The 13,884-nt window shown below is 61.6% G+C and carries 13 protein-coding genes; 6 read left to right on the top strand and 7 right to left on the bottom strand.

The window, feature by feature from the left end; all coding sequences use genetic code 11:
- Positions 1-15: 15 nt before the first annotated feature.
- On the bottom strand, positions 16-1,536 hold the full coding sequence (locus FGF54_RS20590; protein ID WP_142780959.1) for an MFS transporter: 1,521 nt from the start codon (positions 1,534-1,536) through the stop codon (positions 16-18).
- A 130-nt stretch (positions 1,537-1,666) separates the two neighbouring features.
- Here FGF54_RS20590 and FGF54_RS20585 point away from each other — a divergent pair, with 130 nt between their 5' ends.
- Positions 1,667-2,521 (top strand): LysR family transcriptional regulator, encoded by an 855-nt coding sequence (locus tag FGF54_RS20585; RefSeq protein ID WP_003522061.1) that lies wholly within the window; start codon positions 1,667-1,669, stop codon positions 2,519-2,521.
- 20 nt (positions 2,522-2,541) lie between these two features.
- Here FGF54_RS20585 and FGF54_RS20580 read toward each other — a convergent pair whose 3' ends face one another.
- Positions 2,542-3,153 carry a 3'-5' exonuclease gene (locus FGF54_RS20580; RefSeq protein ID WP_142780958.1) on the bottom strand — a complete coding sequence of 204 codons (612 nt, stop codon included), beginning with the start codon at positions 3,151-3,153 and terminating at the stop codon, positions 2,542-2,544.
- A gap of 82 nt (positions 3,154-3,235) precedes the next feature.
- Here FGF54_RS20580 and FGF54_RS20575 point away from each other — a divergent pair, with 82 nt between their 5' ends.
- From FGF54_RS20575 to FGF54_RS20565, 3 genes are read left to right on the top strand one after another with little or no spacing between them, the layout of a single operon-like run.
- Entirely contained in the window at positions 3,236-4,330 is a 1,095-nt protein-coding gene (locus FGF54_RS20575; protein ID WP_137396280.1) for a PspA/IM30 family protein, read from the top strand.
- Complete coding sequence (locus FGF54_RS20570; protein WP_142780957.1) at positions 4,330-4,989, top strand: OB-fold-containig protein; 660 nt, start codon at positions 4,330-4,332, stop codon at positions 4,987-4,989. Before FGF54_RS20575 ends, FGF54_RS20570 begins: the two co-directional genes overlap by 1 nt.
- 6 nt (positions 4,990-4,995) lie before the next feature.
- A complete protein-coding gene (locus FGF54_RS20565) occupies positions 4,996-6,687 on the top strand; it encodes a flotillin family protein (RefSeq protein WP_078053708.1) in 1,692 nt (563 codons plus the stop codon).
- 144 nt (positions 6,688-6,831) lie between these two features.
- Here FGF54_RS20565 and FGF54_RS20560 read toward each other — a convergent pair whose 3' ends face one another.
- A complete protein-coding gene (locus tag FGF54_RS20560; protein WP_142780956.1) occupies positions 6,832-7,383 on the bottom strand; it encodes a TetR/AcrR family transcriptional regulator in 552 nt (183 codons plus the stop codon).
- 78 nt (positions 7,384-7,461) lie between these two features.
- Between FGF54_RS20560 and FGF54_RS20555 the strand changes: the two genes are divergently transcribed.
- Together FGF54_RS20555 and FGF54_RS20550 are read left to right on the top strand one after the other, a co-directional pair.
- A complete protein-coding gene (locus FGF54_RS20555) occupies positions 7,462-8,343 on the top strand; it encodes an alpha/beta fold hydrolase (protein WP_142780955.1) in 882 nt (293 codons plus the stop codon).
- 160 nt (positions 8,344-8,503) lie between these two features.
- Positions 8,504-9,286: a pyrroline-5-carboxylate reductase gene (locus FGF54_RS20550; RefSeq protein ID WP_142780954.1), complete on the top strand. Its 783-nt coding sequence runs from the start codon at positions 8,504-8,506 to the stop codon at positions 9,284-9,286.
- 54 nt (positions 9,287-9,340) lie between these two features.
- On the opposite strand, the gene FGF54_RS20545 is transcribed toward FGF54_RS20550, so the two are convergent.
- The 4 genes from FGF54_RS20545 to FGF54_RS20530 form a co-directional block, all read right to left on the bottom strand.
- Entirely contained in the window at positions 9,341-10,939 is a 1,599-nt protein-coding gene (locus FGF54_RS20545) for an MFS transporter (protein WP_142780953.1), read from the bottom strand.
- A complete protein-coding gene (locus tag FGF54_RS20540) occupies positions 10,936-11,376 on the bottom strand; it encodes a DoxX family protein (protein WP_142780952.1) in 441 nt (146 codons plus the stop codon). Before FGF54_RS20540 ends, FGF54_RS20545 begins: the two co-directional genes overlap by 4 nt.
- A 196-nt stretch (positions 11,377-11,572) precedes the next feature.
- On the bottom strand, positions 11,573-13,555 hold the full coding sequence (locus tag FGF54_RS20535) for an amidohydrolase (protein WP_142780951.1): 1,983 nt from the start codon (positions 13,553-13,555) through the stop codon (positions 11,573-11,575).
- A complete protein-coding gene (locus FGF54_RS20530; protein WP_142780950.1) occupies positions 13,555-13,845 on the bottom strand; it encodes a XapX domain-containing protein in 291 nt (96 codons plus the stop codon). The genes FGF54_RS20535 and FGF54_RS20530 overlap by 1 nt, the downstream gene beginning before the upstream one ends.
- Positions 13,846-13,884: the final 39 nt, after the last annotated feature.

Here is a 13,884-nt window from a genome sequence, read left to right as displayed (position 1 = left end):
TTTGCGACCGTCGCCCTAATTTTGGGCAGGCTTTCGCGCCGGGCCGAAGATCGTGAAGCTGATGGCGGCGAGCAGCCAGACACTGATGCCGGCATAGAGCATGACGAGGCCGAACCCATCCGCAAGCGCCCGATGGACGAGTTCTTCCGAAACGCCCTGCGCCGAGGCGCCGGCAGTTCCCGCCGCGATCTTTTCCGCCAGCGACTGCAATTCACGCACATCCGCACCGGACGGCAGGTTCGCCCGAAGCGAAGCCCGGACGCCCTCGACCAGAATAAAGCCCATGATCGGGATGTTGATGGCGAGCGAAATCATCCGTGCGCTCATGTCGATGCCCGAGGCCATGCCGGAACGGGCGGCGGCAACCGCGCCCGTGGTGGTGTTGGTAACAGGCGTATTGGTCAGCCCGAGCCCGATACCGGCGAGGATGCAGCCGGGCAGCATGGTAAGCCAGCTCGCATTTTCGATGCCGCTTCCAAGCTTCATCAGCATGAAACCGAGGCCGATGGTGAACAGCCCGGCCGGAATGACGAGGCGCGGCTGGTAGCGCAGCGACAGGCGCTCCGCCAGCGGCGGCATCACCAGCGCCGGTAGCGTATAGGCAAGCAGGCCGAGGCCGGCGGTGACGCTGTCATAACCGAGGCCCGCCTGAAACCAGATCGGCAGATAGATCATGAACGGCCAGAAGCTGATATTCATCGCCGCCGAACCGATGATCGCCCCGGAAAAAGGCCTGATGCGGAACACGGAGAAGTCGAACATCGGTCTTGAACTAAGCTTTTCAGCAATCACGAAGGCGATGAAGCTCGCAGCCGCGACGCCGAGGATCAGAAGCGCCGCCGGGCTCACAAAACCGAGCGCAGGTCCCTGCGTGATGAAAAAGGCAAGGCAAAAAACGGCGGCCGAAAGGGTGACCATGCCGGCAAGATCGAGACGCGCCGCTTCCGGATCGCGCGATTCTCCGACGCCGCCGGCGGCAAGCAGCCATGTTCCCGCGCCAAGCACGACGTGAACGAGGAACACCCATTCCCAGCTCCACAGCGCAACGATGGCGCCGCCGATGATCGGGCCGAAGCCCAGCCCCACGCCCGAGACGATGCCCCACCAGCCAAACGCCATGCCGCGTTCGCGGGCCGTGCGAAACTGATGCGACAGGATGGCGATCTGGCACACCAGCATCGCCCCGCCGCTCAGCCCCTGAAGGAAACGGGCGCCGATCAGCACCGAGACGTTTTCCGTCATTCCGCAGGCCAGAGAGGACAGCGCGAAAGCGACGATGCTGGCGATGAAGACACGTTTGCGGCCGAAGCGATCTGCCAACGCGCCCGTCGCCATCAGCACCATCGTCACGCCGATGGTATAGGCGTTCATGATCCACTGAAGCTCGCGGAAATCCGCATGCAGCACCTGTTCGAGTGTTGGCAGGATCGCCGGAACGCTGGAAATTTCCAGTCCGAACATCAGGGCGGAGAGACAAGCGGCAGCAAGCGCCATGGCGCTTCTGCTGCTTGCGGGTGCGGCAACGGCAAGGGTCATTCTTCAGCCTTTCATGGGTCGGTTCGCCACTGCGAAAACCGATCTGTGGAGGAGGCACGCTAGACAAAGCTTGACCATAACTGAATTGGATGATTGGCTATTTCAGAGACAACAAATTGGAATAATCGATATGAGCACGCTGGATGTGGAGGCCGTCGAAGCCTTCGTTACCATCGCCGATATGCAGAGCTTCACCCGTGCTGCCGAAGCGCTCGGCACCACCCAGGGCGCCATCAGCGTCAAGCTCAAGCGGCTGGAAGACAGGCTCGGCCAGCGGCTGCTCGAACGCACACCGCGCTCAGTGCGGCTTTCAGCGCAGGGCGCGGTGTTTCTGGCACCCGCCCGCGAGTTCCTCGCCGCGCATGACCGGGCGCTGGCGGGTCTTTCCTCCCCGCGCCGCCGCTTCGGCCTTGGCATTGCCGCCCATGTGGCGGGACCGGAGGTTCCGACCCTGCTTGCACGCCTCAACGACCACGACCCCGGACTTACGATCGAAGTCCGCATGGATCATTCCCGATCCCTGCTGGACGCCTTCGACCGTGGGGAGATCGATGCGGCAATCATCCGGCGCGAGGACGACCGGCGCGACGGCGAGGTGCTCGGGCCGGAACATTTCGGCTGGTATGCAACCCCGCAATTCGAACACCGCCAGGGTGAACCGCTGCGGCTGGCGGCGCTCTCGCCCGCCTGTGGCGTGCGTGACATCGCCACCCGTGCCCTCGACGCGGCTGCGATTGCGTGGACGGAGGTGTTTCTTGGCGGCACATCGTCGATGGTGACCGCCGCCGTCTCGGCCGGGCTTGCGGTTTCCGCCTTCTCTTCCCGCCTTGCACCGCCCGGCACCGTGGAGGTCAGCCAGCGTTTTGGCCTGCCGCCCCTGCCCTCCACGGAAATCATCATGTTCTCCACCCTGACGGACAGCAGATCCCGGGAAGCCTTGCGCACGCTCGCCGCCGCCTTTCGCGAACATCGGCCGGGATCGTGACGCAATCCGTCTGACACCGGCTAAACGCCGAACGCTTCCGGCGTCAGTTTTCCGCCCCTCAGCAGATGTTGCAGCGTATAGGAAACCGAAAGCGCATCGTCGAGCGCATCGTGCCCCTGCAATGGCGGATGCTCGACGCCGTAATAGTCGGCCAGTCTGTTGCTCGGCGTTTTTGCCAGATCCTCCACCGGCATTCCCGCTGCAAGCAGAAGTTTGACGGCATTGTCGAAACGCCCGGCAGGGATGGGCGGCTGGATGCCGGCGACATAGCAGCTGATCGCCACCATATTCAACTCGTCCTTGCCCCATGACCAGCATTGGGCACCTTCCGTGAAGCTGTCGAAGCTTGAAAGGGCCTCCTGCAAGGGAACGCCTTCCGCTTCGATGATCTCCCCGGTGATCCCCGTCAGCCCGGTGAAGAACGGATCGATCGCATATCTTTCGCCATGACGGTCGACCGGACATATGTAGGTCTTATAGGTCCCCAGAAGCGGAAAATCGCCCTCCAGCCCAAGCCTGACGGCACCAATCTGCGCAATAACCGGATCGGGATCATGAGCCGCACACCAGAACCTGCGCTGGGAACCTTCCAGGCAGAGGAACTCGCAGTCGAATAGGATTGCTTTTTTCATGAACCAGCCTTTCATTTCGCATGGGCCGCATCTTGAAAGCACAAATGAAGTGCTTTATATATTTCGTATGAGCACGAAACTTTTGTCCAACGTTGTCCTGGCACTGAATCTCTCGGAGGGAAACCGCTCTTCTCTCGAAGAGACGCTCCTTGCCTATCGGCGGGCGATGGCGATCCTTGACCGGACTGAAGGCGCCAATCTCGTCGCCTTGCATGCGGCAGCTTATGAAGAGATCAGGGTCAAGACCAGCCTTCCTTCCCGCATGGTGACGCTGGCTCTGCGCGACCATAGCCAGCGCGATCCACAGGAACCGGTGCGGGACATTCCGCTCGACAGCAAGCTCTTTTCGGTCAAGGGGCCGGATACGGTGAGCATCGCCACCCTCTCGGGCCGCGTCGTGGTGCCCTATACAGTTCGTGGCTATCACGACGGCTGGAATGACTTTTCAGAAGCGCGCCTCGTGTTCGAGGGCGAAACCATCAGCATCCATGCCGGAATAAAAACCGGCTTTCAACCAAACAGGGAGGCTTCGATGAACAATGAAGGTATTCTTGGGCGACTCGGGCGTGTCATCGCCGGTGTCATGAACAACGCTGTCGATGCGGCGGAGGCGTCCAATCCGGTTGCGGTAGCGCAGCAGGCGGTGCGGGAAATCGCTCAGATCGCCGATGAGGCCCGATCCGCGCTTGGCGTGGCGGTCGCAGCCGGCCATCGCCTGAAAGCCAAGGCCGCCGATCTAGACGAAGAAATTCGCGACCTCGACGACAAGATCAGGATCGGACTTGAAAACGGCCGCGAGGATTTGGCCCGCGCGGCAACCGGGCTGCAGATCGATCTGGAAGCGCAACGGGAAGCGCTGAACAAGGCGATTCTCGAGAACGCTGCCGAAATTGCCGAGGCGGAAACTACATTGCGCAGCATCGCTTCCGCAAAGGCGGATGCGCAAAAGCGGCTTGAGGACGCCAAGCGCGCCGAACGCATCGCACCGGCAACCGATACGACCCCATCCCAGCGCAACGACCGCCGTCTGGCTGACGCGCTCGACGCCATCGAAAGAGTAACCGGCACCCCCGCCAAGCCCAATAACGGAACGGCGGAGGTTGAAGAACTCGGCCGGATGCAGCGCCAGAGCGCCATCGAAGCACGGCTCAAGGCATTTCGTGAAGGGCAGCGCTGATGGAGAGCATTGTCCAGCCAGGCACTGCTCCCTTCTGGATCGCCTTGCTGACGGTCTTGGGCCTCGGCATCGTCGAACTCGTCTCGGTCCTTCTTGGTGTATCGGCTTCGGGACTGCTTGACGACAACTTCAGTTACCACGCGCCCGGCGATGCCGAGGCGGGGTTACTCGGCAGCTGGATGTCCTGGCTTAATGCGGGCGGCGTGCCGCTTCTTGTTCTGGCAGTCATCCTGCTCTCGGCTTTTTCCGTCGCCGGGTTCTTCATTCAGGGGGTCGCTTCCGCAACGCCGCTCGGGCCATTGCCGCCCTATCTGGCCATGACCGGTGCCATTGCCGCCGCCCTTCCGGCCACGCGGTCACTCAGCCGCGCCATTGCGAAGGTCATTCCACGCGATGAGACAAACGCGCTCGAGCAGACCGATTTTCTGGGACTTGTGGGCACTGTCACCATCGGGCCTCTCGATCAGGGCAAGCCCGGCACCGTGCGGGTCAAGGACCGGCACGAGAATATTCACTTCCTGCGCACCCAGGCTGCATCCGGTCACACGATCGATACGGGTGCGCAGGTATTGATCGTCGACGGTGCGGATGGGCTTTTTCAGGCCATTCCCGTACCGCCGGACCTGGAAATTCACCATAGCGGGCATCATAGGGGCTAACTCACCATGGATTTCTTTTCTCTGGGCCTGATTGCGGGGGCCATCGTCACGGCCATCGTCGTCATCGGCATCATCATGACATCGCTCTACACGCGGTCGACACGCGACAAAGCCTATGTAAGGACCGGCCTCGGCGGTAAGAAAGTCGTTCTCGATGGCGGCGCCATCATCCTGCCGATCTTCCATTCCTATTCCTGGGTCTCTCTCAGCACATTGCGACTGGAAGTGAAAAGATCAGAACATGAATCCCTGATCACTAAGGATCGCATGCGAGCCGACATCACCGCCGAATTTTACGTGCGGGTTAAACCCGATGCAGAAAACATAGCACTTGCCGCCCAGACACTCGGCGACCGGACAAATGATGCCGATGCGCTGAAGTCGCTGGTCGAAGCGAAATTTGTCGACGGTTTGCGCTCGGTTGCCGCGACCATGTCGCTGCGCGATCTTCAGGAGCAGCGTGCCGAATTCGTCAAATCCGTGCAGGCGGCCGTCGCGCACGATCTGCAGTCCAACGGTCTGGAACTGGAATCGGTCTCGCTGACACGGCTCGATCAAACCGATATCAAGCACTTCAACCCCAACAACTCGTTCGATGCGGAAGGCCTGACGGCGCTCACCCGGATCACCGAAGAGCGTAAACGCGAACGCAACCAGATTGTCCGCGACAACGAAGTCGAAATTGCCACGAAGGACCGCGAAGCGGTGCTGCGGCGCTTGACCATCGAACGCGAACAGCGCGATGCGGAGCTGACGCAGGAGCGCGATATCGCCAACAAGACGGCGGAAACGCGGGCGGAAGCGGCAAGGGCCGAGCAGGCGGCCCGCCTCAACGAGGAAACGGCAAAGCTCGATACGGAACGCGGCATCGCCGAACGGGATGCTCAAGCCCGCCAGGCGCGTGAAACCGCCCGCATCGAAGCCGAGCGCGGTATTGCCGAACGCGAGGCAGAAGCGCGCAAGATCACCGAAACGGCGCGAATCGAAGCCGCTATCGCCGTGGCGCAGAAGGTGGAGCAGGAACAGGCTGCCCGCGCCAAGGCGGACGAAGCCAAGGCTTCCGCCATCACTGCGGAAGAACAGGTGGCAACAGCCCGCGAAGTGGAAATAGCCGAACGCGCCAAGCGCATCGCCGTGATCGACGCCCGCAAGGCGGCAGAGCAGGAAGCGACGGCCATCACGGTAAAGGCGGAAGCCGAACGGCAAGCCGCCGAAAACCTGGCTGCTGCCACCAAGATCGGCGCCGAAGCCGAGGCACAGGCCGCGAAAATCCGTGCCGAAGGCGTTATCGCTCTCGGCGATGCAGAGGCGCAGGCGGAACGTGCAAAGAACGATGCACGCAATGCGCTATCGGGCGACATCATCGCATTCGAACTCGCCCGTGCAAGGATCGCCATCATTCCCGAAGCACTTTCCGAGGCGATGAAACCCATCGAGAAGATCTCCGATATCCGCATCTTCAGCGCCGGTAATCTGGCCGGCGCCCTCGGTGGCGGCGGCGACGTCAAAAACGGCAATGGCCTCGGCGATCTTTCGAGCCAGCTTCTCAGCTTCACTGCGCAAAAGCCGGTTCTTGACGAAATCCTTGCACAGGCCGGCTTCAAGGGTACGGACCCGACACAGGCTCTGTTGGCTGCATCAATCGCGAACGCCACGGATCAGCCGGCATCGGGAAAACAGCAACCTAAAGAGACGTAAAACAGTCCTGTCTCTCCTACAGCAACGACAACAAGCGCGGTCAGCCTGAAGGCGGCCGCGCTTTTCATTTACTCCGCAGCATGCGGCACCAGAAGCACCGATGACTCCGATCAGGCCTCTGCTTGAAAACGCATCGGCATACGCCTAGGCAGACTGAAGCAGGCTGCTCTCCAGCGTCTTAAACGACGTGACATCCTGACGGGCCAGCGCAACAACCCACGCGCCCTGCAGCCCGATCACCAGTCTTTCGGCATCGGCCTGCGGATCGTGACTGCCCAGGCGCCTTGCCTGAGCTGCGATCCTTGCGATCCAGTCGTTGAGCACATCCGCACCGATCTGGCGCAAATCGGGCTTTTCATCGCCGGCCTGAATGATGCTGAGCACCGGGCAACCCATGATACGGCCATTTTCCTGCGAGAGGCGGGCTATCGCACGGCACAGCGCCACCGAGCCCGAAGCGAAGCTCTCCGCGTTCTCGAAACTCGCATCGATCAGCTCTGCCACCTTCCGGCCCGCCCATCGCGTCGCCTCGGCGGCAAGCTGCTCCTTGCCACCGGGAAAATGATAATAGAGAGAGCCTTTCGGCAGGCCTGTCTCCGCGAGAATTTCAGCCAGTCCCACACCCGCATAACCGCGCCGCCGAAACAGCGCGGAGGTAGCTCGTATCAAAGCGTGGCGGTTCTTGCTTTCGTCCATTCGCCTGTTTTAGGCGCTGTAGACCGTTTGGTCTAGAGATGTTATTAGACCAAACGGTCCAGGAGGAGGAAGGGATGGATGACTGATATTGCAGAGAGCCGGGAGATCGACATTGTTTCGGAAGGGCACAGGCTCGCCGGCCGGTTCTTTCCGCCCAGGGGGCCAGCCCGCGCGCATCTTGTCCTTCACGGCGCAACGGGTGTTCCGGCGCGCTATTATCGCGCCTTCGCCACATGGGCGGCCGCTCAGGGCGTCGGTGTCCTGACCTATGATTATCGCGATTTCGGCGCATCCCGACAACGCCCCGTCCGCGAAAGCCGGGCCACCATGGCCGACTGGGGAGTTGCCGATCAGACGGCGGCCGAGGCCGCACTTTGCCGGATAGCACCGGAAGGCCCCCTCTGGCTGCTCGGCCATTCCCTCGGCGGACTGACATTTCCTTTTCGACGCCATGACGAACGGCTTGAGCGTGTCATCACCATCGGTTCGGGCTTTGCCCATGTCAGCGATCATCCATGGACCTATCGGCCCACGGTCATTGCCTTCTGGTATCTGCTCGGGCCTGTCAGCACGACACTAGCGGGCTACCTTCCCGGCCGAAGGCTGCTGTTGGGTGCGGATCTGCCCGCGGGAATCTACTGGCAATGGCGGCGCTGGTGCACGAGCAGGGATTTCTTCCGGCGGGATATCGGCAAATCGCTGCCAGAACCGGATTTTTCCGCCACCCGCTTCGATCTGCGCATGATCACGATGGCAGACGATGTGGTGGTGCCGCCCGCCGCCGTCTGGCGTTATGCCGATGTTTTCCCGCAGGGAAGCGTCAACCGCAGAACCCTGCGCCCGGAAGAATTCGGTCTCACCTCGCTGCGCCATATCGAGGTCATGTCAGAGCGTGCAGCACCGGCATGGCCGGCGATATTGGGGCTGGAAGAGACGCCCACCGGGAAGGATACGCATTGATTTTACGGCGCCCGAATAGCCGTGTTCCGGTCCGCGACCGTATCGTCCAGCCGGCATAAACCGGGCGCGGCTCCGCCTCGACCGCAAATTTACCCCTCTGCTTGTCGACAATTCCGGACGGAAAAATTAGCATCACGCGAAACGCCGCAGCGGAGCAATCATGTCACTTCCCCAGAAAATCGGTTTTATCGGAACAGGAGCCATCACCGATGCAATGGTCAGGGGCCTGCTCGCCAGACCTGCCGCCGTGCCGCATGTCATGGTGTCCCAGCGCAGTGCCGATATCTCCGCGAGGCTTGCCGCCGATTTCCCGCAGGTGATCGTCTCCGGTGACAATCAGGCAATCGTCGATGGCTGCGATACCGTCATGCTGGCTATCCGGCCGCAGATCGCTGAAGAAGTCATCCGGCCCCTGCGGTTCCGGGACGGGCAGAAGATCGTCAGCGTCGTTGCCGCAACCGGCCGCGAGGCGCTTCTGGACTGGATCGGCGCGGATGTGCGTCTCAGCCAGGCGATCCCGCTGCCCTTCGTTGCCCGGCGCAAGGGCGTCACCGCCATTTATCCTGCCGATACGGATACGGCTGCCATCTTCAACGTGCTCGGCAATGCGGTGGAATGCGAAAACAAGGCGGAATACGATCTTCTGGCCACCGCCAGCGCTTTGATGGCCACCTATTTCGGCATCATGCAAACGACGACGGAATGGCTTGCCGAGAACGGTCTGCCGGAAGAAAAGGGGCGCGCTTATCTCGCGCCCCTCTTTGCCGGCCTTTCCGAGGTGGCCCTGCTTGCCGGCAGCAGGACGGATTTCATCGATCTCAGCCGCGAATTCGCCACCAAGGGCGGCCTCAACGAGCAGGTGCTGCTGGATTTCGACAACAAGGGCGGCTCAGGGGCGCTGAAAGATGCGCTGAGCCGTGTATTGGAGCGGATCACGCAATAATCGGACAATCGCATGGCAACAACGAAAAAGGGGCCTTTTCGGCCCCTTTCCGTTTTACGCCTTCCCCGGCCGGTTGATTGTGAGGAAGTGCCGCACCACCGGCTTTTCCAGCCCGGAATGATAAGCCAGCACCTTGCCCTGCAAATCCGCATCCGCGTGGGAAACCCGCTTGTGCTGGCGCAGATGCTCGGCCCAGGATTCCACCATGAACCATTCGACGATCTTCTGCGGATCGGCGGAGTCCTCCGTCACGCCCCAGCCATAGGCGCCATCGCGGCGACGTTCCTGGGAAAGCTCGTCCAGTGCATGCAGGAAAGCGGAGCGGTGATGCTTTTCGACATTATACTCGATGAGGATCAGCACCGGGCCGCGATCATGGGCCACCGGCTCGGCAACGAGCGGCTCAGGCCAATGGTTGGACGGCACCATATCCGCATCGCCCGCAGGCAGTTTCAGGCGGTGCATGACGAGACCGGCAATGAAAAGGCCTGCCGCACCGATGAGCAGCGTGCCCGGCACGCCCGCCGCTTCACCCACCGCACCCCAGCCGATGCTGCCCGCTGTCATCGCACCGTTGAAGACGGTGAGATAGACGGCGAGACCGCGGCCGCGTACCCAGTTCGGCAAGATCGCCTGGGCTGCGCCATTCAGCGTCGTCAGCGCCGTGATCCAGGCACCGCCGAGAAACAGCAGGATGACGATGGCAAGCCACTTTGGCGGCGCAAAGGACAGCCCGGCCATGACGAGAGCGGTGGTGAGAGCCGCACCCAGCAGCAGGGCATCGGCATCGAACCGTTCGCGCAGCTTCGGCATGACCAGCGCACCGGCGATGGCCCCGGCCCCGACAGCGCCGAGCAGGATACCGTAGAAGCTTGCATCTCCGCCGAGCAATTGCCGGGCGACCAGAGGCAACAGCGCCCAGACGGCACTGGCGAATGCAAAGAAGATCGCAGCCCGCAGCAGGACGACATGCAGCGGCCGGCTGGCGCGGGTGTAACGAAGGCCCGCCCGGAATGCGCCGAAGAAACCTTCCGCCAAAGCATCATTGGCGTTCTTTGCCCGCGGCCACCATAAAAGCGCGGCGATGACCACGAAATAGCTTGCGACATCGGCGCCATAGGTGAAGGCCGCCCCGAAGGCCGCAAGCAGGATGCCGCCGGCGGCGGGACCGATGGAGCGGGCGATATTAATACCCAGCGAGTTCAGCGCCACGGCGCTCTTGATATCCTCACGTTTCACCAGTTCCGGCACGATGGCCTGCCAGGTCGGCCCCATCAGCGCAGCGCCGATGCCGCCAAGGAAGGTGAGCCCGATCAGTGCGCTGACGGACAACAGGCCGGTATGGGAAAGAACCATGAGGGTGACGCTGACCGAGGCCAGCAGAAGCTGCACCGCGATCAGGAACTTGCGGCGGTCGAGAATATCGGTCAGCACGCCGGCCGGGATCGCCAGAAGAAAGATCGGCAGGGTTCCGGCCGCCTGAACCATGGCGACGGCCGCCGGCGAGGCCGAAAGATCGGTCATCAGCCATGAACTGGCGACATCGCGCATGAAGCTGCCGGTATTGCCGAGCACCGTCGCCGCCCAGAGAACCGCGAAAACCGGTTGTGCAAGGGGAGCGAAGCTGCTCGCGGAGGATTTTGCAGCACTCATTTGCCTGTTCCTTTCGTGAGATCGATTGCAGCGACGATGATGAAGGCACCGGCAAGGCCAAGATGCTCGAAGAAGGCGTTGGTGGCCATCATGCGGTCCATGCCGGGCGCCAATTCCCAGAAGCGGAGAGCGATGAAGGTGGCGAGAAGCGTGAAGCCTGCAAGCGCCAGAGCGCCGGCCCAGCGCAGGAAGCCCGACACCACCAGAGCGGAGGCGGTGAGCTCGAACAGGATGACGACGACAGCGAATGCGACCGCCGGCTGAAGGCCAAAATGGTTCATCTCGGCAATCGCACCGGGGAAGTCGAAAATCTTGGTCAGCGGCCCCTGAATATAGGCCGAGCAGAGCGCCAGAAGCGCAAGGGTTTTTGTGGCGGGTGCGGCAACGATATCCGCGAGAAGCCCGCGAAGGCGAAGGGTTGAAGATGGCTCGGTCATTTTTTGCTCCTGCGATCTGGCCGGTCGGTTCGAGCGGCGCTGCGTTCATCTGATGGAGCGATATTGGCGCAAAGGATTATCGCCAACAATTGCATCAATAGTTTCGATATAATTGCGATATTTGCAACATAATCCCATTCCCGAGAGGCCGGGCAGCGGCGATCAGCTGCCCGGTGGATTTTTCCGCTGGCCGGGCTCAGACTGCCCAGCAGGAGCAGCCCAGCGCTCCGAAGAAGCCCTTCAGATCGGCAATCGGCAATTTCGACGTCCATGCGCCGGCATGGTCGTGGCCGTGAACGCCGCAATCATTGGCGCAGCCGCATGAGGAGATCGCAGCCCGTCTGAGCGAGTTCTTTCCAACGCCCTGCGGCTCCCCCCAGGCGGCATAACCGCCGAAGGTTCGCACAGGCGACCAGTCGGGCATCGCCGGCGGAATATTGCTTTCATCCAGCGTTCTGAAGTCGCCGGCGCCATAAACGACCTTGCCGCCCACCATGGTCAGTTCCGAGGTGAGGAAGGAAATCTCATCTTCCGCGCAGGAGAAATAATCCTTGTCCGGCACCACGAGATCGGCGAACTGGCCTTTTTCGATGCGGCCCTTCTTGCCTTCCTCATTCGAGAACCAGGTGACTTTTTCGGTCCACATGCGCAGCGCCGTCTCGCGGTCGAGGCAATTGGCGCGCGGATAAAGCTGCATGCCGCCGACCGTCTTGCCCGTCACCATCCAGAACAGCGACACCCACGGATTATAGGAGGCAACGCGCGTTGCATCCGTACCGGCCGAAACGTTCACGCCCTTTTCCAGCATTCTCGCAATCGGCGGCGTGGCTTCCGCCACGCCCTGGCCGTAACGCTCGACGAAATATTCGCCCTGATAGGCCATGCGGTGCTGGGTGGCGATGCCGCCACCGAGGGCTGCGATACGATCGATGGAGCGGTCGGAGATGGTTTCGGCATGATCGAAGAACCAGTTCAAGCCTTCAAGCGGAATGTCCCGGTTGACCTTTTCGAAGACATCCAGCGCCCGCGAAATCGTCTCGTCATAGGTGGCGTGGAGACGCCAGGGCCAGCGGTTTTCCGCCAGAATGCGGACGACGTCTTCGAGCTCGCCTTCCATTTCCGGCGGCATGTCCGGGCGCGGCTGGCGGAAATCCTCGAAATCGGCAGCGGAAAAGACCAGCATTTCGCCTGCGCCATTGTGCCGGAAATAGTCATTGCCCTGCTTGTATTTGACCGATGAGGTCCAGTTGAGGAAATCCTCCTTCTCCTGTTTCGGCTTCTGCGTGAAGAGGTTGTAGGCCAGCCGAACCGTCATCTGGTTCTCATCCGACAGCTTCTGGATCACCTCGTAATCGTCAGGATAATTCTGGAAGCCACCGCCCGCATCGATCACGCCGGTCACGCCCAGCCGGTTCAGCTCACGCATGAAGTGGCGGGTGGAATTGACCTGATAATCGAGCGGCAGCTTCGGCCCCTTGGCGAGCGTCGAATAGAGAATGCCGGCATTCGGCTTGGCGAGCAGCAGGCCGGTCGGATTGCCGTTGGCATCGCGGGTGATCTCGCCGCCGGGCGGGTTCGGCGTATCCTTCGTGTAGCCGACGGCGCGAAGGGCTGCGCCATTCAGCAGCGCCCGATCGTAAAGATGCAGCAGGAAGACCGGCGTATCCGGCGCCACCGCATTGATCTCCTCGATGGTCGGCAGGCGCTTTTCGACGAATTGATGCTCGGTGAAGCCGCCCACGACCCGCACCCATTGCGGCGCGGGGGTGATCGCCACCTGACGCTTCAGCATGTCCATGGCATCGGCAAGCGAGCGCACACCGTCCCAGCGCAGTTCCATGTTGAAGTTCAGGCCGCCGCGCACGACGTGGGTGTGGTTATCGATCAGGCCGGGCAGAACCCGCTTGCCCTTGAGGTCGATGATCTTCGTATCCGGCCCGGCAAAGGCCATGACCTCGGCATCGCTTCCCACCTCCAGGAACAGGCCGTCCTTGATGGCGACTGCCGTTGCATTCGGATTGCCGCGGTCGATCGTCGTGAAGCGGCCATTGTGAAGGATCGTATCTGGATGCATGGAAGAACCTCCGGTCTTGATGGGATCAGCGGCCTTGGCCGGTGAAAACAGATTCGGAAAGGCAAGGCTCGAGGCCGCGCCAAGAAAGGTGCGTCGTGTCGGCATCAGCTTCTCTCCCGCTCGATCGGCTGTTTAACTTCGGCGAGACCCGTGGTTTCAGCGCCACCCTTCGGCATATGGCCGAACATGTGCGGCTTGATCTGGTTGATCCACGAAACGATGGCCGGTTCCTTGCCGGCAATCGTCTTCGCAAAAGGAATGATCTGCTCTCCAACCAGGATGCCGAGCAGGCCGACGAGAGCGATGACGGGCGGTGCGGGAGAACGCACGTTGAGCAGGCTGTAAACGATGCCGACCAGCAGGCCGGCGCCAAGGGACAGAAGATAGACTTTCATGGGAACCTCCTGATGGGTGAAAGCCGCACCGAGCTGGAT

The sequence above is a fragment of the Agrobacterium sp. T29 genome (genome assembly GCF_006970545.1).
Classification (GTDB): domain Bacteria; phylum Pseudomonadota; class Alphaproteobacteria; order Rhizobiales; family Rhizobiaceae; genus Agrobacterium; species Agrobacterium leguminum.
This window is presented reverse-complemented; position numbering and strand designations above follow the sequence as displayed.